Annotated in this window: 16 protein-coding genes; 3 read left to right on the top strand and 13 right to left on the bottom strand. The window is 69.9% G+C overall.

Annotated elements, in window-relative coordinates; translation table 11 throughout:
* Positions 1–121 precede the first annotated feature (121 nt).
* The 3 genes from AB4112_RS26055 (at position 122) to AB4112_RS26045 (ending at position 4066) form a co-directional block, all read left to right on the top strand.
* Positions 122–1207, top strand: a complete 1086-nt coding sequence (locus AB4112_RS26055) for a DUF2218 domain-containing protein (RefSeq protein ID WP_441723879.1) — start codon at positions 122–124, stop codon at positions 1205–1207.
* 172 nt (positions 1208–1379) lie between these two features.
* Positions 1380–1859 carry a (2Fe-2S)-binding protein gene (locus AB4112_RS26050; RefSeq protein WP_309800919.1) on the top strand — a complete coding sequence of 160 codons (480 nt, stop codon included), beginning with the start codon at positions 1380–1382 and terminating at the stop codon, positions 1857–1859.
* Positions 1859–4066: a molybdopterin cofactor-binding domain-containing protein gene (locus tag AB4112_RS26045; RefSeq protein WP_441723877.1), complete on the top strand. Its 2208-nt coding sequence runs from the start codon at positions 1859–1861 to the stop codon at positions 4064–4066. Before AB4112_RS26050 ends, AB4112_RS26045 begins: the two co-directional genes overlap by 1 nt.
* 62 nt (positions 4067–4128) lie before the next feature.
* Here AB4112_RS26045 and pnp read toward each other — a convergent pair whose 3' ends face one another.
* The 13 genes from pnp to AB4112_RS25980 all read right to left on the bottom strand — a co-directional run bounded on the left by pnp (position 4129) and on the right by AB4112_RS25980 (position 18969).
* Positions 4129–6255, bottom strand: coding sequence for a polyribonucleotide nucleotidyltransferase (gene pnp / locus AB4112_RS26040; RefSeq protein ID WP_309800921.1), 2127 nt, complete (start codon positions 6253–6255; stop codon positions 4129–4131).
* 246 nt (positions 6256–6501) lie between these two features.
* Positions 6502–6771, bottom strand: a complete 270-nt coding sequence (gene rpsO / locus AB4112_RS26035; RefSeq protein WP_309800923.1) for a 30S ribosomal protein S15 — start codon at positions 6769–6771, stop codon at positions 6502–6504.
* Positions 6772–6784: 13 nt separating this feature from the next.
* Positions 6785–7726 (bottom strand): tRNA pseudouridine(55) synthase TruB, encoded by a 942-nt coding sequence (truB, locus tag AB4112_RS26030; protein WP_309800924.1) that lies wholly within the window; start codon positions 7724–7726, stop codon positions 6785–6787.
* Complete coding sequence (gene rbfA, locus AB4112_RS26025; RefSeq protein ID WP_309800925.1) at positions 7716–8150, bottom strand: 30S ribosome-binding factor RbfA; 435 nt, start codon at positions 8148–8150, stop codon at positions 7716–7718. Before rbfA ends, truB begins: the two co-directional genes overlap by 11 nt.
* A gap of 123 nt (positions 8151–8273) precedes the next feature.
* On the bottom strand, positions 8274–10970 hold the full coding sequence (gene infB / locus AB4112_RS26020) for a translation initiation factor IF-2 (RefSeq protein WP_441723874.1): 2697 nt from the start codon (positions 10968–10970) through the stop codon (positions 8274–8276).
* A gap of 21 nt (positions 10971–10991) precedes the next feature.
* Positions 10992–11717 carry an RNA-binding protein gene (locus AB4112_RS26015; RefSeq protein ID WP_441723872.1) on the bottom strand — a complete coding sequence of 242 codons (726 nt, stop codon included), beginning with the start codon at positions 11715–11717 and terminating at the stop codon, positions 10992–10994.
* Positions 11690–13180, bottom strand: coding sequence for a transcription termination factor NusA (gene nusA / locus AB4112_RS26010; protein WP_309800929.1), 1491 nt, complete (start codon positions 13178–13180; stop codon positions 11690–11692). Before nusA ends, AB4112_RS26015 begins: the two co-directional genes overlap by 28 nt.
* A gap of 13 nt (positions 13181–13193) precedes the next feature.
* Positions 13194–13745 carry a ribosome maturation factor RimP gene (gene rimP / locus AB4112_RS26005; protein ID WP_309800931.1) on the bottom strand — a complete coding sequence of 184 codons (552 nt, stop codon included), beginning with the start codon at positions 13743–13745 and terminating at the stop codon, positions 13194–13196.
* Positions 13746–13917: 172 nt separating this feature from the next.
* Positions 13918–14634, bottom strand: coding sequence for a tRNA (guanine(46)-N(7))-methyltransferase TrmB (gene trmB, locus AB4112_RS26000; protein ID WP_309800932.1), 717 nt, complete (start codon positions 14632–14634; stop codon positions 13918–13920).
* Positions 14635–14638: 4 nt separating this feature from the next.
* Positions 14639–15805: a methionine adenosyltransferase gene (metK, locus tag AB4112_RS25995; protein WP_309800934.1), complete on the bottom strand. Its 1167-nt coding sequence runs from the start codon at positions 15803–15805 to the stop codon at positions 14639–14641.
* Positions 15806–15948: 143 nt separating this feature from the next.
* On the bottom strand, positions 15949–16362 hold the full coding sequence (locus tag AB4112_RS25990; RefSeq protein WP_309800936.1) for a helix-turn-helix domain-containing protein: 414 nt from the start codon (positions 16360–16362) through the stop codon (positions 15949–15951).
* Between the two features lie 176 nt (positions 16363–16538).
* Positions 16539–18179, bottom strand: coding sequence for an apolipoprotein N-acyltransferase (gene lnt / locus AB4112_RS25985; protein WP_441723869.1), 1641 nt, complete (start codon positions 18177–18179; stop codon positions 16539–16541).
* Positions 18115–18969 (bottom strand): hemolysin family protein, encoded by an 855-nt coding sequence (locus AB4112_RS25980; protein ID WP_309800940.1) that lies wholly within the window; start codon positions 18967–18969, stop codon positions 18115–18117. Before AB4112_RS25980 ends, lnt begins: the two co-directional genes overlap by 65 nt.
* Between the last annotated feature and the right edge of the window lie 51 nt (positions 18970–19020).

The raw sequence follows: 19020 nt of genomic DNA, 5'->3' as shown, positions 1-19020 counted from the left end.
GGCAAAGCGGCCGGAGATCAAGGCCGGAAGGCATCGGATGTTGCCTTTCTTGCGAATCATTCTTATTTGCCCTACAGCTTGCGGCGGCCATGAGAGCCCGGAGTCGAGGAGACAGCGAGACATGGCCAGGCTGAAGGCCGAGGCGCGGATCCGGCTGGACGCGCCCGGTCCGATCATCTCCCGCCTCTGCGCCGCCCTGGCGCGGCACGAGGTCGAGGTCAGCGAGGCGGCGGGGTCCGGCCGCGCCGTGCTCGGCGCCAGCGTCGCCACCATGCGGGCCGAGCCCGGCCTGATGGTCCTGGCGGCGGAGGCTGAGGACGAGGCGGCGCTGGTCACGGTGAAGATGGCCCTGGCCACCCATCTGCTGGAGCTGGCGGCCGAAGCGCAGATCGTCTGGACCGGCGATGCCGCCGCGGTGGCGCGGCCGCCGAACTTCCGCGAGATGCGGGTGCTGGGCGCCTCCGCAGTTACGCCGCATATGCGCCGGGTGACGCTGGCCGGGCCGGACCTCGCCCGCTACGCCTCGGGCGGGCTGCATGTGAAGCTGCTGATCCCGCCGGCCGGGACGGTCGCGCCGGAATGGCCGGTCATGGGTCCGAACGGCCTGCCGGTGTGGCCCGCGGGCCCGGCGCGGCCGGCGCTGCGCACCTACACCATCCGCCGCATCGACGTGGCGGCCGGGCGGGTCGACATCGATTTCGCCCTGCATGGCGACGAGGGCCCGGGCAGCGCCTGGGCCGAACGGGCCCAGCCGGGCGACCTGGTCGGCATGCTCGGCCCCGGCGGCGGCACCGTCGGCGCCGCCGACTGGTATCTCCTGGCCGGCGACGAGACGGCGCTGCCGGCGATCGGCCGCATCCTTGAGACCCTGCCGTCCGACGCGCGCGGCCACGCCTTCGTCGAGGTCGCCGACGCGGCGGAGGAGCAGGCGCTCGTCCGCCCGCTGGGGGTCGAGCTGGTCTGGCTGCACCGCCGCGGCGCCGCGGCGGGCACCACCACCCAGCTGCAGGATGCGGTGCGCAGGGTGGCCTGGCCGCGCGGCGACGAGCGGGTCTTCGCCTGGGCCGGCGCCGAGTTCGGCTCCTTCCGGGCGCTGCGGGCGCATTGGCGCGAGGATCACGGCCTCGACAAGAGCCGTCACCTCGCCGTGGCCTATTGGCGCCGCGGCAAGGCCGAAGGCGAGTTCGACAAGCGCGGCGATGTCTGAAAGGAACCCCGCCGCCGTCGTAGAGGACCAAATGTCCCAGCCGGCCGACAGGCTGTGACGGCTGTGACAAACCCTGGCACAGTTCTGCGACAGACGGATCGTAACCTCCCAGGACTCGGCGCGCAGGCGGCGATCCCTCCGTGCGCGGCCAGTCGTAGTGACGGAGCTGTCCATGGCTGTCGAACTCAATATCAATGGTCGGACCGAACGGATCGAGGCGCCGCCGGAGATGCCCCTGCTGTGGGCGCTGCGCGACGAGCTTGGCCTGGTCGGCACCAAATTCGGCTGCGGCGCGGGGCTGTGCGGCGCCTGCACCGTGCATCTCGACGGCGCGGCGGTGCGCGCCTGCCAGACCGCGATCGGCGATGTCGGGCCCTCGAAGATCGTCACCATCGAGGCGATCGGCGACACCGACATCGGCGCCCGGCTGCAGCAGGCCTGGCTCGCGCTCGATGTGATGCAGTGCGGCTACTGCCAGGCCGGGCAGATCATGTCCGCCGCGGCGCTGCTCAACACCAAACCAGCGCCCGACGAGACCGACATCGACGACGCCATGGCGGGCAATCTGTGCCGCTGCGGCACCTACACCCGCATCCGCGCCGCCATCCTGAAGGCGGCGGAGCGGAAGGCGGCGGCAGGGGGGGCCGGCTGATGGGCCACGTGCTTCCGGAGACCGGTATCGGCCGGCGCGCCTTCCTCAAGACCTCGCTGCTGGTCGGCGGCGGGCTGCTGATCGACGTGACCCTGCCGGGGTTGGCCACGGCCGATGACGGGCAGGGCGGAACGCTCGGCGCCTTCATCGCCATCGCGCCGGACGGGCGGGTGACGATCACCGGCAAGAACCCCGAGATCGGGCAGGGCATCAAGACGTCGCTGTCGATGATCATCGCCGACGAGCTCGACGTCGACTGGGACCAGGTCACCGTGGTCCAGGCGATGGCGGACCAGGCCGTCTACGGCACCCAGATGGCCGGCGGCAGCCAGGCCACGCCGACCAACTGGATGCCGATGCGCCAGATCGGCGCCGCGGCGCGGGCTCTCCTGGTCGCGGCGGCGGCGCAGCGCTGGGGCGTCCCGGCCGACAGCGTCACCACCCGGTCCGGGCGGCTGCTGCACGCCGCCAGTGGGCGCAGCCTGGGCTATGGCGAGATCGCGTCGGCGGCCGCGGCGCTGCCGGCGCCCGACCCGAAGACGCTGACGCTGAAGGACCCGGCGGCGTTCCGCATCATCGGCCAGCCGACCGGCGGCTGCGACAGCCCGCGCGTCGTGCGGGGCGAGCCGATCTTCGGCATCGACACCCGGCTGCCCAACATGCTGTACGCGGTGCTGGAGCGCAGCCCGGTGTTCGGCGGCACGCTGAAATCGGCGAATGCCGAGGCGGCGCTGGCCCGGCCCGGGGTGAAGCACGTCGTCACCGTCAAGGGCAACGGCCGGCCCGAAAGCCTGGTCGACGGCGTCGCCATCCTGGCCACCAACTGGTGGCTGGCGAACCAGGCGCGCGACGCGCTGCAGGCCGAATGGGACGACGGGGCCGGCGCGGCGCAGAGCACCGAGGCCTATGACGCCCAGGCCAAGGCGCTGCTGGACGGCAAGCCGCAGGGCGAGAACTATCGCGCCGGCGATGTCGACGGCGCCCTGGCCGGGGCCGCGCGGCGGATCAGCGCGGACTACGCCTACCCGTTCCTGTCGCATGCGCCGCTGGAGCCGCAGAACTGCACGGCGCTGTTCCAGGACGGCAAGCTGGAGCTGTGGGCCCCGACCCAGATGCCGGAGCGCGGGCGCGGCCTGGTGGCCGACGCGCTGGGCCTGAAGCCCGATGCCATCACCATGCACATGCCGCGCATCGGCGGCGGCTTCGGCCGGCGGCTGATGAACGACTATGTGGTCCAGGCGGCGGCGATCGCGCAGCAGGTGCCCGGCACGCCGGTCAAGCTGCTGTGGAGCCGGACGGAGGACATCCAGCACGACTTCTACCGCCCCGCCGGCTGGCACCGCTTCACCGCCGGCTTCGACGCCGACAACAAGCCGGTGGCCTTCACCAACCACTTCGTGACCCTGACGAAGGGCGGCAAGCCGACCTCGGGCGGCGAGTTCGACTTCCAGGAGCTGCCGGCGCTGCTGGTGCCGAACCTGCTGTTCGCCCAGTCCGGCATCGACAGCGTGGTGCCGACCTGCCCGATGCGGGCGCCGCGCTCGAACGCCCTGGCCTGGGCGTTCCAGTCCTTCCTCGACGAGGTGGCGGTCGCGGCCGGCACCGACCTGCCGGGCCTGACGCTGGGCCTGCTGGGCGAACCGCGGCTGCTGCCGTTGCGCGAGGGGTCGCGGACCCCGTTCCACACCGGCCGGGCCCGCGGCGTGGTCGAGAAGGTGCTGGCGATGGCGGATTGGACCACCAAGCCGGCCGCCGGCAGCGCCAAGGGCTTCGCCTTCTACTTCTGCCACCAGGGCTATTTCGCCGAGGTGGTCGAGGCCGCGGTGGCGCAGGACGGCACGGTGCGGGTGCCGCGGGTCTGGGTGGCGGGCGACATCGGCAGCCAGATCGTCAACCCGTCCGGCGCGCTGAACCAGGTGCGGGGGTCGGTGATCGACGGGCTCGGCCAGGCGCTCGGCGGGCTGGCGATCCGGCTGACCGGCGGGCGGGTCGAACAGGAGAATTTCGACACCTATCCGCTGCCGCGGACCCCGGGCCTGCCGGAGATCGAGGTCGCGTTCGTGACCACCGAATTCCCGCCGACCGGCCTGGGCGAACCGGCGCTGCCGCCGGTGATCCCGGCGCTGTGCAACGCCATCTTCACGGCGACGGGCAAGCGCATCCGCCAGCTGCCGATCGACACCGCCGGGTTCAAGCGCCCGGCATAGGGCACAAACGGAAAGGGGCGGCCCGAAGGCCGCCCCTTGTCGTGTCCGCCGAAGCGCGAGCCTCAGTTGGCGTCGGCCTGGCGCTGCTCGTCGCGCGGCAGCTCGGCGCCGGTCTGCTGGTCGATGAACTTCATCGACAGCTTGATCTTGCCGCGGTCGTCGAAGCCGAGGACCTTGACCTTGACCTCGTCGCCGACCTTCAGCACGTCCGCCACCTTGGCGACACGGCCCGGCCGCATCTCCGAGATGTGGACGAGGCCGTCGCGGCTGCCCAGGAAGTTGACGAAGGCGCCGAAATCGACCGCCTTCACCACCTTGCCGCTGTAGACCTTGCCGACCTCGGGCTCGGCGACGATGCCCTTGATCCAGTTGATCGCCGCCTCGGCCGCCGTCTCGTCGACCGCCGCCACCTTGATGGTGCCGTCGTCCTCGATGTCGATCTTGGCGCCGGTGGTCTCGGTGATCTCGCGGATCACCTTGCCGCCGGTGCCGATGACTTCGCGGATCTTGTCCTTCGGGATCTGGAAGGTGGTGATGCGCGGGGCGTTCTTGTTGACCTCGCCACGGGCACCCGCCAGCGCCTTGGCCATCTCGCCCAGGATGTGGACGCGGCCTTCGCGGGCCTGCTCCAGGGCGATCTTCATGATCTCCTCGGTGATCGAGGTGATCTTGATGTCCATCTGCAGGCTGGTGATGCCCTGCTCGGTGCCGGCCACCTTGAAGTCCATGTCGCCGAGGTGATCCTCGTCGCCCAGGATGTCGGTCAGGACGGCGAAGCGGTCGCCTTCCTTGATCAGGCCCATGGCGATGCCGGCCACCGGGCTGGACAGCGGCACGCCGCCATCCATCAGCGCCAGGGACGTGCCGCAGACCGTCGCCATCGAGGACGAGCCGTTGGACTCGGTGATCTCCGACACCACGCGGATGGTGTAGGGGAACTGCTCCTTCGACGGCAGCACCGGGTGGATCGACCGCCAAGCCAGCTTGCCATGGCCGATCTCGCGGCGGCCGGGGCTGCCCATGCGGCCCGCTTCACCGACCGAATAGGGCGGGAAGTTGTAGTGCAGCATGAAGTTTTCGCGGTACTCGCCCTCGAGCGCGTCCACGATCTGCTCGTCCTGCCCGGTGCCGAGGGTGGTGACCACCAGCGCCTGGGTCTCGCCGCGGGTGAACAGGGCCGAACCATGGGCCCGCTTCAGCACGCCGACTTCGGCGACGATCGGGCGGACCGTCTTGGTGTCGCGGCCGTCGATGCGCAGGCCGGTGTCCAGCACGTTGCCGCGGACGATGTCGCTCTCGAAATCCTTGAACACCTTCGAGCCGACGGCCAGCTCGGCGTCGTTGCCCTCGAGCAGCGCCAGCGCCTTCTGCTTCACCGCGTCGACGGCGGCATAGCGATCCTGCTTGCGCACGATCTTGTAGGCGTCGCGCAGCTCGCCGGCGACGCTCTGGAACTTGCCGCGGACGGCACCGACCTCGGCCGGTTCCTCGGTCAGGGCCCAGGGCTCCTTGGCGCACAGCTCGGCCAGCTCGATGATCGCCTGGATCACCTCACGGGCGGCGGCGTGGCCGAACGCGACGGCGCCGAGCATGATCTCCTCGGTCAGCTCGCTGGCCTCGGACTCGACCATCAGCACGCCTTCGGTCGTGCCGGCGACGACGAGGTCCAGCTTGCTCTCGGCGGTCTGGGCGATCGTCGGGTTCAGGATGTACTGGCCGTCGATGTAGCCGACGCGCGCGGCGCCGATCGGGCCCAGGAACGGGATGCCCGAGATGGTCAGGGCGGCGGAGGCGCCGACCAGGGCCGCGATGTCAGGATCATTCTCCAGGTCGTGGCTCAGCACCGTGGCGACGACCTGGGTCTCGTTGCGGTAGCTCGGGTGGAACAGCGGGCGGATCGGGCGATCGATCAGGCGGCTGACCAGCGTCTCGTTCTCGGACGGGCGGCCTTCGCGCTTGAAGAAGCCGCCCGGGATCTTGCCGGCGGCGAACGCCTTTTCCTGGTAGTTCACGGTCAGCGGGAAGAAATCGAACTTCGACTTCTGCTTCGAGCCGACCGCGGTGCAGAGCACGACGCTCTCGCCATAGGTGACCAGCACGGCGCCATCGGCCTGCCGGGCGATCTTGCCGGTCTCGAGGATCAGCTTGCGGCCGCCCCAGATGATCTCTTTGCGATAGATGTTGAACATCGCTTTTCCTTCCTCGGACACCCCGTGCCTTGATGTGCCTATCGGGGTCGGGCCGCTCCACGCCGGGCCCGGGGGCGAAATACGACAAGCGCCGCCGGCACGGATGCCGGCGGCGCTGATGTCACGAAACGGAATCTTCGTCTGGTGCTGGACCGCCACGAACCTTCGCCGCGGATGGCCGCATGATCGGTGGGAACCCGATCATCTGGCGACCCGGGCAAAGGCAGTGGACCGGCATGCGTCGGATCAGCGGCGCAGGCCGAGGCTCTTGATGATCGTCTCATAGCGCGCCACGTTCTTGCGCTTGAGATAATCCAACTGGCTGCGGCGGCGGCCGACCATGATCAGCAGGCCGCGGCGGCTGTGGAAATCCTTGGGATGGGTCTTCAGGTGTTCGGTCAGGTTCGTGATGCGCTCGGACCAGATGGCGATCTGCACTTCCGGCGAACCGGTGTCCCCGGCCTTGGGGGCATAAGTGCCAATGACCTCTTGTTTGCGCTCCGGCGTAATCGACATCGTGGTCTCCTAATCAGAGGTTGAGGATGCGCACCGGCCGGATCTCGCCGCCGTCGATGCGGGCCAGGGCCACGGGAGTGTTCCCGCAGGTGGCCAACACGATGGCGTCCGGGTTGTCCGGATCGAGATCGAGGGCGGCGATCCGCTCCCGATCCGAGCGTCGTAGCAGCGCGACCGGTTGGCCGTGCCGCATCCGATGCGCTTCAGCTTCCGTCAAGGCCACCGCCGGGATGTCGTCCAGCGGGGTCGCGATCGGAAGCAGAATGCTGTCGAGGGCCGATTGCTCGGCCAGCGCGTCGATATGCGCCAAGGGGACCGACGCGTCAAGGCCGAAGGGCCCGACTCGCGTGCGGCGCAATGCGACGATGTGTCCCACCGTGCCGAGGGCCAGCGCGATGTCGCGGGCCAGGCCGCGCATATAGGCGCCCTTGCCCGACTGGACGTCGAAGGTGGCGTGGTCGGCATCGGGGATCTCGGCCAGGCGCAGGTCGTCGATCCGGATCAGCCGGGCCGCCAACTCCACCGTCTCGCCGCTGCGGGCCAGGTCGTAGGCGCGCTCGCCATCGACCTTGATCGCGGAATAGGCCGGCGGCACCTGGCTGATCTCGCCGATGAAGCGGGGCACGATCGCGGCGATGGCGGCCGGGTCGGGCCGGACGTCGCTGGTCGCGGTGACCTTGCCCTCGGTGTCGTCGGTGTCGCGCGCCTCGCCCCAGCGCACGGTGAAGCGGTAGGTCTTCTCGCCGTCCATGGCGTAGGACACCGTCTTGGTCGCCTCGCCCAGGGCGATCGGCAGAATGCCGCTGGCCAGCGGGTCCAGGGTCCCGGCATGGCCGGCCTTCTCGGCGTCGAACAGCCGGCGGATGCGGCCGACCACCTGGGTCGAGGTCACGCCGACCGGCTTGTCGACCACCACCCAGCCATGGACCGGGCGGCCCCTTTTCTTACGCGCCATCGGTGTCGTCCGTCCTGTCCTTCGACGGCTCTTCGTCGTCGTCGGTCAGGTCGCGGGCGATCACGTCCCGGTGCATCAGCGTGTTGATCTTCTGCGCGTAGTCGAACGAGGTGTCGGCCTGGAAGCTCAGCTGCGGCGTGTGGCGCAGCCGCACGGTCTTGGCCACCTGGCCGCGCAGGAACGATGCGGCCCGGCGCAGCGCCGGCAGCACGGTGTCCATCTTTTCGCCGTTCAGCGTGGTGACGAAGACGACGGCATGCTTCATGTCCGGGCTGGGGCGGACTTCGGAGACGGTGATCGAGATGCCGGCAAGGTCGGGGTCGTGCAGCTCGTCCCGCATCAGGATGGCGGCGATGGAATGGCGCAGCTCCTCGCCGACGCGCAGCTGGCGTTGGCTCGGGCCTTGGGGAGTGGTGTGTCGCATGGGGTCGTTCTCAAAACGCCGCGGTCCGGCAGTGATGCCGGACCGGGGGGAAGGATCCATCCGCCACCGACCGAGGGTAAGCCCGATCGGCGGCGGTGGTGCAGGAAATCAGGAAGCCCGGCCTTACAGCTGGCGGATTTCCTCGACCAGTTCGAAGCACTCGATGACGTCGCCGGTGCGCATGTCGTCGTAATTCTCGAAGGCCATGCCGCATTCGTAACCCTCGCGGACTTCGCGGACTTCGTCCTTGAAGCGCTTGAGGGTCTTCAGCGTGCCTTCATGCATCACGACGTTGTCGCGCAGCAGGCGGACACCGGCGCCGCGCTTGACCACGCCGCTGGTGATCATGCAGCCGGCGACCTTGCCGACCTTGGTGATGTTGAAGACTTCGCGGATCTCGGCGTTGCCGATGTAGTTCTCGCGCATCTTCGGCGCCAGCAGGCCGGTCAGGGCCGCCTTCACGTCGTCGATCACGTTGTAGATGATCGAGTAGTAGCGGATCTCGACCCCATCGCGCTTCGCCATTTCGCGCGCCTGCGGGTTGGCGCGGACGTTGAAGCCGATCAGCATGGCCCCGGTCGATGCGGCCAGGGTGACGTCGCTTTCCGTGATCGCGCCGACCGCGGAATGCAGCACCCGGACCTTCACCTCGAGATTGTCGCCGGCAACCTTCTCCAGCGACCCGGCGATGGCTTCGACCGAACCCTGCACGTCACCCTTGATGATGACCGGCAGCTCCTTCGCCTCGCCTTCGCGGATCTTCTCGAACATCTGCTCGAGCGAGCCGCGCGCGGTGGCGACGTGAGAGGCCTCGCGCCGCTTGCGGGTCCGGAACTCGGTGATCTCGCGGGCCCGGCCTTCGCTGTCGACGACGACGAAGTCGTCACCGGCCAGCGGCGTGCCGTTCAGGCCCAGCACCTCGACCGGCTGGGCGGGCCCGGCCGATTTCAGGTTCTGGCCGCGGTCGTCGAGCAGGGCGCGCACGCGGCCCCATTCGCCGCCGGCGACGAAGATGTCGCCGACCTTGACGGTGCCGCGCTGGATCAGGACGGTCGCGACCGAACCGCGGCCGCGCTCCAGCTTCGCCTCGATCACCGAGCCTTCGGCCGGGCGGTCGGGGTTGGCCTTGAGGTCGAGCACTTCGGCCTGCAGCAGGATGGTCTCGACCAGCTTGTCGAGGCCTTCGCGGGTCTTGGCCGACACCGGAACGTCCAGCGTCTCGCCGCCCATCTCCTCAACCACGATCTCGTGCTGCAGCAACTCGGTGCGCACGCGCTCGGGCTTGGCGTCGGGCAGGTCGATCTTGTTGATCGCGACGATGATCGGCACGCCAGCGGCGCGGGCATGACGGATCGCCTCGACCGTCTGCGGCATGACGCCGTCATTCGCGGCGACCACCAGGACGACGATGTCCGTGGTGTTGGCGCCGCGGGCGCGCATCTCGGTGAAGGCGGCGTGGCCCGGCGTGTCGATGAAGGTGACGCGCTGGCCGGATGCGACCTGAACCTGATAGGCGCCGATGTGCTGGGTGATGCCGCCGGCTTCGCCGGACACGACATTGGTGTGCCGCAGCGCATCGAGCAGCGAGGTCTTGCCGTGGTCGACATGGCCCATGATGGTGACGACCGGGGGCCGCGGCTGGAGATGCTCCGCCTCGTCCTCGTCGCCCCGCAGGCCGATCTCGACGTCGGATTCGGCCACGCGTTTTACCTTATGTCCAAATTCCGCCACCACCAGTTCGGCCGTGTCGGCATCGATCGACTGGGTGATCGTCGCCATCACACCCATGCGCATCAGCGACTTGACGACGTCGCCGCCACGCTCGGCCATGCGGTTGGCCAGCTCCTGCACGGTGATGACCTCGGGGATCACCACCTCGCGGGAGAACTTCTCCTGGTTCTGGCTCAGCTGGGCCAGACGCTCGCGTTCGCGGGCCCGGCGCATCGCCGCCAAGCTGCGGCCGCGGGTCTCGCCGTCGTCGCTCAGGGCCTGGACCACGGTCATCTTGCCGGAGCGGCGCTTCGGCTCGGACTTGCCCGGGCCGGGTGCACGCCGGGGCGGGCTGGGCGGCGCACCGCGGCCGGGCAGGGCGCCACGGCCAGCAGGGGCCCCGCGACCACCGCCAGCCTTGCGGCGCGGATCTTCCTCGTCATCGGCCGTGACCGCGACGCGGGCGCCGGGCACCTCGGCCGGGGCACGGGCGGCGGCCGCCTGGCCGGACCGGTCGGCCACAGCCTTGCGGCGGGCGTCCTCGGCGGCGCGCTCGCCATCGCGGCGCTTCTGCTCCTCGTCGAGCAGGAAGCGTTCCTCGGTGATCTTGCGCTTGGCCTCGTCCTCGATCGCGTTGAGCTCTTCGAGCTCGCGGCGACGCAGGGATTCGGGATCCAGCGGGGCGGCCGGCTCGGGCGCCGCCGTCTCGACGGGCGCAGCCGAGTCCTCGACGAACTCCTGCTCGGGCTCGTCCGGCAACAGGCGCCGGGCTTCCTCCTCGCGCAAGGCCCCCTGCAGGGCGCGTTGCCGCGCCTCGCGTTCGGCCTGCGACAGGACCCGCCCACCGGCACCGCCACCACCGCCGCGGCCGCTGCGGCCAGGCTGGCCGCCGCCTTCGGCCGCACGCCGGGCTGCGGCGCCGCCATCGGCCAGGGCCGTGTTGGTGCCGCCGCGCTGGCGCTTGACCTCGACGGTCACCGCCTTCGAACGGCCGTGGCTGAATTGCTGGCGCACCTGTCCTGAATCGCCCGGCTTCCCGCTAAGGGTCAGCTTCGGCTTGGCACTGCCCAGCGACAGCGTCTTGCGATCTTGTTCCTTGCTATCCGTCATATCGTCCAGCGTGATCCGCCGCTATCCCTGTACAGAGAAGGCCGGCGCGGCATTGGATGCCTCGTCGACCACACCACGTCCAGCCGGTCCGTCGGCTCGACCACGAATTCCGTCCAACCGCAGCGCTTCCGCGAGCAGCCGTTTCGACAACCCACCGCGCGCTACCGCGGCATGTACCATTCTGTCCCGGGCAAAGGCCATCCCCAGCGTATCCGCAGAGAACGTCTCCACCAGGCGAGGTTGCGACGGGATCGACGAAGCCAGCGCGGCCAACTTGCCCCGCCCGTCCATGGCGCCGTCAGACGCCCCGAGCAGGACCGCGACGCGACCCTCGACCAGCCAAGCATGCACTTTCTCATATCCGGCCACCGCCTGTCCCGCGCGGCGTGCCATTCCGATGAGATCGATGCAGTTCCGAAACAGCAGGGCCTCGACCCGTTCGACCAGATCGTCGGGCACCTTGACCGATTCCCGCGCCGCCCGGGCGAACAGCTTCTTGGTCACCGCCCGCTGCAGCGCCGCGCGCTCGGCGGCGACCCACAGCCCCCGCCCCGGCAGCTTCTCGGCCAGATCGGGCACGATCTCCCCCTCAGGGCCGACGACGAAGCGAATCAGCTCCGCCTTCGGCCGCACGGCGGCGGTCGCGATGCAGCGGCGCAGCGGCCCGTTCGCGTCGGGCTCGGCCGCGTCGTCGTCCGGGGGAAGGGTGGTCGTGTCGCTCAGGCCTTGGTCTCCTCCTCGAACCAATGGGCCCGCGCCTGCATGATCAGGGCGTTGGCCTCATCGAGCGAGATTGTCTTTTCGCCGAGCGTCTCGACCAGCTCGTCGCCGGCCAGGTCCGCCAGGTCGTCCAGCGTCTTCACGCCGGTCTCGGCCAGCTTGACCAGGATCGCCGGCGTCAGCTGCTCGATCGCGGCCAGGTCGTCGGTGACGCCCAGCTCGCGGTAGCGTTCGGTCAGCTTGCGGTCGCGCTCCTCGAGCCAGCGCAGCGCGCGCTGCTGCAGCTCGCCGGCCACGGTCTCGTCGAAGCCTTCGATCTCCGCCAGCTCGTCCAGCGGGGTGTAGGCGATCTCCTCGACCTGGCGGAAGCCTTCGGCCACCAGCAGATGGGCGATGACGTCGTCGACGTCCAGGGCCTCCATGAACAGCTCGCTGCGCGTCCGGGTCTCTTCCTGGCGGCGCTCGCTCTCCTCGGCCTCGGTCAGGATGTCGATGTCCCAGCCGGTCAGCATCGAGGCCAGGCGGACATTCTGGCCGCGGCGGCCGATCGCCAGCGACAGCTGGTCGTCCGGCACCACGACTTCGATGCGGTTCTGGGTGTCGTCGAGCACGACTTTGGCGACTTCGGCCGGGGCCAGCGCGTTGACCACGAAGGTGGCGGGATCCGACGACCACGGAATGATGTCGATCTTCTCGCCCTGCAGTTCGCCGACGACGGCCTGGACGCGGCTGCCGCGCATACCGACGCAGGCGCCGACCGGGTCGATCGAGCTGTCCTTCGAGATCACCGCGATCTTGGCGCGGCTGCCCGGGTCGCGGGCCACCGACTTGATCTCGATGATGCCGTCATAGATCTCCGGCACTTCCATCGCGAACAGCTTGGCCATGAACTGGCCATGGGCGCGGGACAGGAAGATCTGCGGGCCGCGGGCTTCCTCGCGGACGTCATAGATGTAGGCACGGACGCGGTCGCCGACCTTGAAGTGCTCGCGCGGCAGCAGCTCGTCGCGGCGGATGACGCCCTCGGCGCGGCCGAGATCGACGGTGACGTTGCCGTATTCGACGCGCTTGACCGCGCCGTTGACGACCTCGTCGACCCGGTCCTTGTATTCCTCGAACTGGCGGTGACGCTCGGCCTCGCGCACCTTCTGCACGATGACCTGCTTCGCCGTCTGCGCGGCGATGCGGCCGAAATCGATCGGCGGCAGGTCGTCGATGACGAACTCGCCGACCTTCATGGTCGGCCAGCGCTTGGCGGCGTCGGGGGCGGCCAGCTGGGTGGCCTCGTCCTCGACAGTCTCGACGATCTGGCGATAGCGGCGCAGCTCGATCTCGCCGGACTTGCGGTTGATGTGGGCACGAATGTCGTGCTCATGGCCGTATTTGGAGCGACCGGCCTTCTGGATGGCCTGCTCCATGGCGGTCAGCACCTCGTCGCGATCGATGCTCTTCTCGCGGGCCACGACATCGGCAACATGAAGGAGTTCCATGCCTTGGGCGTTCCTATGCGTCTTGTGCGTCAGGCTGCGGGGCAGCGGCTGCCGCAACGGCGGCGGCCTGCTCGGCTTCCGCCGCAGCGGCTTCGATCAGGGCGTCGGTGAGGATCAGCTTCGCGCGCTGGATCTCGGCGAAGGGCACCTGAACCACCTCGTCCTCCTTCTCCGGGCGAAGCAGCACCGCCTCGCCCTCGACCCCGGTGAGGGTACCGCGGAACCGCTTGCGGCCGGCGACGGCGATCCGGGTCTCGATCCGCGCCTCATGGCCGAGGAAGCGTTCGTAGTCGGCGGGCTTGGTCAGCGGGCGGTCGATGCCGGGCGAGGAGACCTCGAGCGTGTAGGCGCTCTTGATCGGATCCTCGACGTCGAGGATCGCCGACACGGCGCGGCTGATGTCGGCGCAATCCTCCACGGTCATGCCCTGGCGGTCGACCCGCTCGGCCATGATCTGAAGCTGCGGCCGATGCTCGCTGCCCATCATCAGGACGCGCACGACCTCATAGCCCATCGCTTCCAGCGACGGTGCCACGATCGCGCGCACTTGATCCACTTGCGTCATTCTCTCCGGCATTCCCCGCGTCCAGAGCCATGGAAAGCCGTCACCACAACAAAAAAGGCGGGCCGCAGCCCACCCTAATCGACCGATCGACCGAATAACATTCGAGCCGAACGCTATGGGTAACTGCGGTGATATATAGCGATCCACCCGCAATACGCAACCCGATTCGCGTCTAGTTTCGCGCGTGGCGCCGGAATCGCAGGTAGTAGGGGCGTCCGTGCAGCGCCTTCTGCTCGTATCGGGTCGGCGGCCAGTCGTCCGGGCGCTCGCGCCAGTCACCCGGACCTTGTGCCGTCCAAGTGAAAGCCGGGTTGCGGCGGACACGCTCCAGCGACCAGTCGAGCAGCGGGGCGTCGTCGGTGGCGATGCGCAGCTCGCCGTCATCGCGCAGCAGGCGGGCCAGGTCGGCCACGGTGGCGTCCTGGATGAAGCGCCGGCTGCTGTGGCGCGCCTTCGGCCAGGGATCGGCAAACAGCAGGAAGATGCGGGAGATCGACCCGTCCGGCAGGCGGTCGAGCAGCGGCCGGGCGTCGTCGGCCCACAGCCGCACCATGTCCAGCCCTTCGCCCGCGACGGCCGCCAGCAGGGTCGACATGCCGTTGATGTAGGGCTCGCAGCCGATGATGCCGACATCGGGGTGGTGGCCGGCCTGCCAGGCCAGGTGCTCGCCGGCGCCGAAGCCGATCTCGACCCAGACCTCGCGGGCCGGGCGCGGGAACAGCGACAGGGGGTCGAGCGCCCCGCCATCCGCGGGCAGCGCGACCGTCAGCTGCGGCAGCAGGGTCTCGATCAAAGCGGCGCGGCCGGCGCGGAGCTTTCGCCCCTGGCGCCGGCCGTGGAAGTTGCGGCGCTTCGGGGAGGTCCCCTCGGCGCCGTCCGTCTCGGTCATGGGATCAGAAGGCCGAGCGAAGCTCGTCCACCAGGTCCGTCCGCTCCCACGAGAAGCCGCCATCGGCCTCCGGGGCGCGGCCGAAATGGCCATAGGAGGAGGTGCGGGCATAGATCGGCCGGTTCAGGCCGAGATGGGTGCGGATGCCGCGCGGGCTGAGGTTGACCAGCTGCTGCAGCACGTCCGACAGCTTGTCCTCGTCGACCCGGCCGGTGCCCTGGGTGTCGATGTAGACCGACAGCGGATGGGCCACGCCGATGGCGTAGCTGAGCTGGATGACGCAACGGTCCGCCAGTTCGGCCGCGACCACGTTCTTGGCCAAATACCGCGCGGCGTAGGCGGCCGAACGGTCGACCTTGGTCGGGTCCTTGCCGGAGAAGGCGCCGCCGCCATGCGGGGCCGCGCCGCCATAGGTGTCGACGATGATCTTGCGGCCGGTCAGGCCGGCATCGCCGTCCGGGCCGCCGATGACGAAGCGGCCGGTCGGGTTGACGTAGAAATGCGGCTCGTCGCACATCCAGCCCTCGGGCAGGACGGACAGGACGTAGGGCCGCACGATCTCGCGCACCTCGGCCTGGTCCAGGCCTTCGGCATGCTGGGTCGAGACCACGACCGAGGTCGCGGCGACCGGCTTGTGGTTCTCGTACCGCAGCGACACCTGCGCCTTGGCGTCGGGGCCGAACTGGGGCGCGCGGCCGGAATGGCGCGCGTCGGCCAGGTTCTTGAGGATCTGGTGCGAGAACTGGATCGGCGCCGGCATCAGCGCGTCGGTCTCGCGGCAGGCATAGCCGAACATGATGCCCTGGTCGCCGGCGCCTTCATCCTTGTTGCCGGCGGCGTCGACGCCGACCGCGATGTCGGCCGACTGCTGGTGCACCAGCACCTCGACCTTGGCGTTGCGCCAATGGAAGCCGTCCTGCTCGTAGCCGATGTCGCGCACGGCGTCGCGGGCGGCCTGCTCCAGCAGGTCAGGGGTGATCGAGGCCGGACCGCGGACTTCGCCGGCGATCACGACGCGGTTGGTGGTGGCCAGCGTCTCGACGGCGACGCGCGCCTCAGGGTCGGCGCCCAGGTACAGATCGACGATGGAATCGGAAATCCGGTCGCAAACCTTGTCGGGATGACCTTCCGCGACGGATTCGCTGGTGAAGATGTAATTGCCTTTGGCCACGTCGAACCCCTGGGCTGCCCTGAAGGGAAAGTTGCGGAAAATATCGTGCGACGGCGACCGGTCTTTTCGCAGGGGTGCGGCATGCGGTCAAGGGGAGCTGCAATCAGCCTCGGCCGCCGGGGGAGGCAAAGCGCGCCGGAGCCTCAGGTTTCGCCGTCGGTGCCGGCCTCGTCGGTGCGGGCGCCGGACATCGCCTTGAGCAGGTCGAGCACGCGGCGCCGGGTGGCGTGGTCCTCGACCCGGTAATAGGCGCGGATCAGCTCCAGCGTCTCGCGCCGCTGCATCGGGTCCGGCCCGGCATCATAGGGCTCGGCCTCGTCGGCCAGGCCCTGCGGCAGTGTCCCGGCGATCGGCGGCGCATCCTCGAAGAAGAAGTCGACCGGCACCTCGAGCACCCGGCTCAGCTGGTGCAGGCGGCTGGCGCCGATGCGGTTCGAGCCGTGCTCGTATTTCTGGATCTGCTGGAAGGTCAGGCCGACCGCTGTCGCCAGCTTGGCCTGGCTGAAGCCCAGCAGGGTCCGGCGCAAACGGATGCGGCCGCCGATATGCACGTCCAACGGGCTGGGCTCGTCGTTCCGGGGACGACCGCGGGGCCGTTTCGGGGCGTCGAAGGCGGCCACATCATCTCCGCAGCAATTCGCAAGGGGCCGAGTGCGATCGTTTCGCGAGGCGCGCATCCTAAGGCCCCTGGCCGGGCAACTTCAAGGCGGTGATCGCGCTCCGCTCCGCTGGGTTATTGCTGTGGTGCGGTGCGCCAGGCCCGGCCGGCCAGCAGGCCGGCCAGCAGCAGCAGCCAGAAACCGGCCTCGCCCCAGCGGGCATAGGGCGTCGCCGGCAGGGCGGCGGGCAGGGCGGCGTCGAGGATGCCCTGCTCGCCCAGGGCGATCTCGCCCTTCACCCGGCCATAGGCGTCGACCACGCCGCTGACGCCGGTGTTGGCGGCGCGCACCAGCGGCAGCCCTTCCTCGACCGCGCGGGTGAGGGCGATGGCGAAATGCTGGTGCGGGCCGCTGGTCAGCCCGTACCAGCCGTCATTGGTGACGTTCAGCATCCAGCCCGGCCGGGCGCCCGCCGGGTCCAGCACTTCGCCGGGGAAGATCGCCTCGTAGCAGACCATCGGGCTGACCGGCGGCAGGCCCGGCAGGTCCAGCGTCCGCGGCCCGGGGCCAGCGGTGAAGTCGACCGAGCCGGCGGTGATCTTCTCGACCCCGAACCGGGCCAGGAAGGCGTGCAGCGGCACGTATTCGCCGAACGGCACCAGATGCGCCTTGTCGTAGCTCGACAGGACCGTGCCGGTGCGGTCGATCGCGAAGACGCTGTTCCAGATCTCCAGCGGCTCGCTGCCATAGGGGGTGGCGCGGACCGCGCCGACCAGGGCCAGCGCGCCGGGCGGCAGGATGGCGCCCAGCGCCTGCTGCGCCCCGGGGTCCCAGGACAGCACGCCGGGCACCGCGGTCTCGGACCAGATCACGGCGCTGACCTTGTCCAGCCCGGGGGCCTTCGACATCTCCAGCTGCTGCCGGAAGTTGTCGCGCATCTTCTCGCCGGACCATTTGTCGGCCTGGGCGATGTTCGGCTGCACCAAGCGCAGGGTCACGCCGGGCACCACCGCGCCGTCGTCGCCGGCCAGGCGCCAGCCGCCCCAGGCGGCGATCGCGACGAACAGGGCGATGCCGGCGGCGGTAGCGGCCAGCCCGCGGCGGCGCGGCCCGGCCAGGGTCGCCGGCAGGGTGGCGGCGGCGACGGTCAGCAGGCTCAAGCCATAGATGCCGACCACCGAGACGCCCTGCAGCACCGGCAGCCAGCCGACCCAGCCATAGCCGATGAGATTCCAGGGGAAGCCGGTCAGGACATGGCCGCGCAGCCATTCGGCCAGCGCCCAGGTCGCGGCCAGGGCCAGGGGACCGCCCCAGCCGATCCGGTTCAGCCGGTGGAAGGCGAAGCCGGCGAGGCCGGTGAACAGGCCCAGCAGCGCCGGCAGCCCGGCCATGGCGAAGGGGATCAGCCAGAAGAAGCGCGGATCGACCGTCAGCGCCCAGGACACCCAGTACAGGCCGGGCACGAAGAAGCCGAAGCCGAAGGCCCAGCCGGTCAGGAAGGCGGACCAGCCGCCGCGGGCGCTGGCCAGCAGCCAGTACAGGCCGGGGAAGGCGATCCACAGCAGCGGCACGGCGTAGAGCGGCGGCACCGACAGGCTGGCGATGGCGCCCAGCAGCACCGCGGCGCCTAAGCGGCGCCAGCGCGCCAGCCCGGCGAAGCCGGCGGCGATCCTGGCGATATGATGCGGGACGGGCTCTCCCGCCGCCGGCTCAGGCAGCGTCGGCGCCGCCCTTGCGGCGGATGCGGAGGCGTTTGATCCGGCGCGGATCGGCATCGATCACCTCGAACTCGAACCCCTTGGGGTGGGTCAGCAGCTCGCCCCGTGCCGGAATCCGCCCGGCCAGGGCGAAGACCAGGCCGCCGAGCGTGTCGATGTCGTCGCGCTCATCCTCCTCCAGCACCGCGCCGACCTTGGCCTCGAAGGCCTCGATCGGCAGGCGGGCGTCGGCGATCAACGTGCCGTCGGGCTTCTCGACCAGCTGCGGCGGCTCGTCGATGTCGTGCTCGTCCTCGATCTCGCCGACGATCTCCTCGACCAGGTCCTCGATCGTGATCAGCCCGTCGATGCCGCCGAACTCGTCGATGACAAGCGCCATGTGCTGGCGCTTCTCGCGCATCTGCAGCAGCAGGTCGAGCACCGGCATCGACGGTGCGACGATCTGGACCGGGCGCAGGATCTCGGTCAGCGACTTCGGCGCGTCGCCGTCGCCGCCGCGGGCCCGGCTCAGGGCCGAGACCACGTCCTTGACGTGGATCATGCCCAGCGCGTCGTCCAGGTTGTCGCGGTAGACCGGCATGCGGCTGTGGGCCTCGCGCGCCAGGATGTCCAGCACGCCGGGCAGCGGGGTGTCGACCTCGACCCCGACGATGTCGGCGCGCGGCACCATCACGTCGATCGCGGTGCGGCCGCGCAGCCGCAGGATGTTGCCCAGCAGCACCCGCTCATGACGGGCGACCGAGGCGTCGTCCTCGCCCTCCTCGCCATCCTCGATCAGCTCCTCGATGGTCTCGCGCCAGGCGTCCTCGCTCTTGCCGCGCAGCAGGCTGCGCAGCCAGCTGCGCAACGGACCGGATTCGGAGCTGCGGGAAGGTCGACCGGAAGGGGAGTCGGACAT

It is taken from the genome of Inquilinus sp. 2KB_23, from assembly GCF_052115705.1.
GTDB classification, from domain to species: domain Bacteria; phylum Pseudomonadota; class Alphaproteobacteria; order DSM-16000; family Inquilinaceae; genus Inquilinus; species Inquilinus ginsengisoli_A.
The sequence above is the reverse complement of the archived record's forward strand: the minus strand, read 5'-3'. Positions and strand labels throughout refer to the sequence as shown.

What these genes read in the sequence shown, in the direction of transcription:
- AB4112_RS26055 (WP_441723879.1), top strand. Translation starts at nt 122, where the DNA reads ATGGCCAGGCTGAAGGCCGAGGCGCGGATCCGGCTGGACGCGCCCGGT.
- AB4112_RS26050 (WP_309800919.1), top strand. Translation starts at nt 1,380, where the DNA reads ATGGCTGTCGAACTCAATATCAATGGTCGGACCGAACGGATCGAGGCG.
- AB4112_RS26045 (WP_441723877.1), top strand. Translation starts at nt 1,859, where the DNA reads ATGGGCCACGTGCTTCCGGAGACCGGTATCGGCCGGCGCGCCTTCCTC.
- pnp (WP_309800921.1), bottom strand. Translation starts at nt 6,255, where the DNA reads ATGTTCAACATCTATCGCAAAGAGATCATCTGGGGCGGCCGCAAGCTG.
- rpsO (WP_309800923.1), bottom strand. Translation starts at nt 6,771, where the DNA reads ATGTCGATTACGCCGGAGCGCAAACAAGAGGTCATTGGCACTTATGCC.
- truB (WP_309800924.1), bottom strand. Translation starts at nt 7,726, where the DNA reads ATGGCGCGTAAGAAAAGGGGCCGCCCGGTCCATGGCTGGGTGGTGGTC.
- rbfA (WP_309800925.1), bottom strand. Translation starts at nt 8,150, where the DNA reads ATGCGACACACCACTCCCCAAGGCCCGAGCCAACGCCAGCTGCGCGTC.
- infB (WP_441723874.1), bottom strand. Translation starts at nt 10,970, where the DNA reads ATGACGGATAGCAAGGAACAAGATCGCAAGACGCTGTCGCTGGGCAGT.
- nusA (WP_309800929.1), bottom strand. Translation starts at nt 13,180, where the DNA reads ATGGAACTCCTTCATGTTGCCGATGTCGTGGCCCGCGAGAAGAGCATC.
- rimP (WP_309800931.1), bottom strand. Translation starts at nt 13,745, where the DNA reads ATGACGCAAGTGGATCAAGTGCGCGCGATCGTGGCACCGTCGCTGGAA.
- trmB (WP_309800932.1), bottom strand. Translation starts at nt 14,634, where the DNA reads ATGACCGAGACGGACGGCGCCGAGGGGACCTCCCCGAAGCGCCGCAAC.
- lnt (WP_441723869.1), bottom strand. Translation starts at nt 18,179, where the DNA reads ATGCCGATCCGCGCCGGATCAAACGCCTCCGCATCCGCCGCAAGGGCG.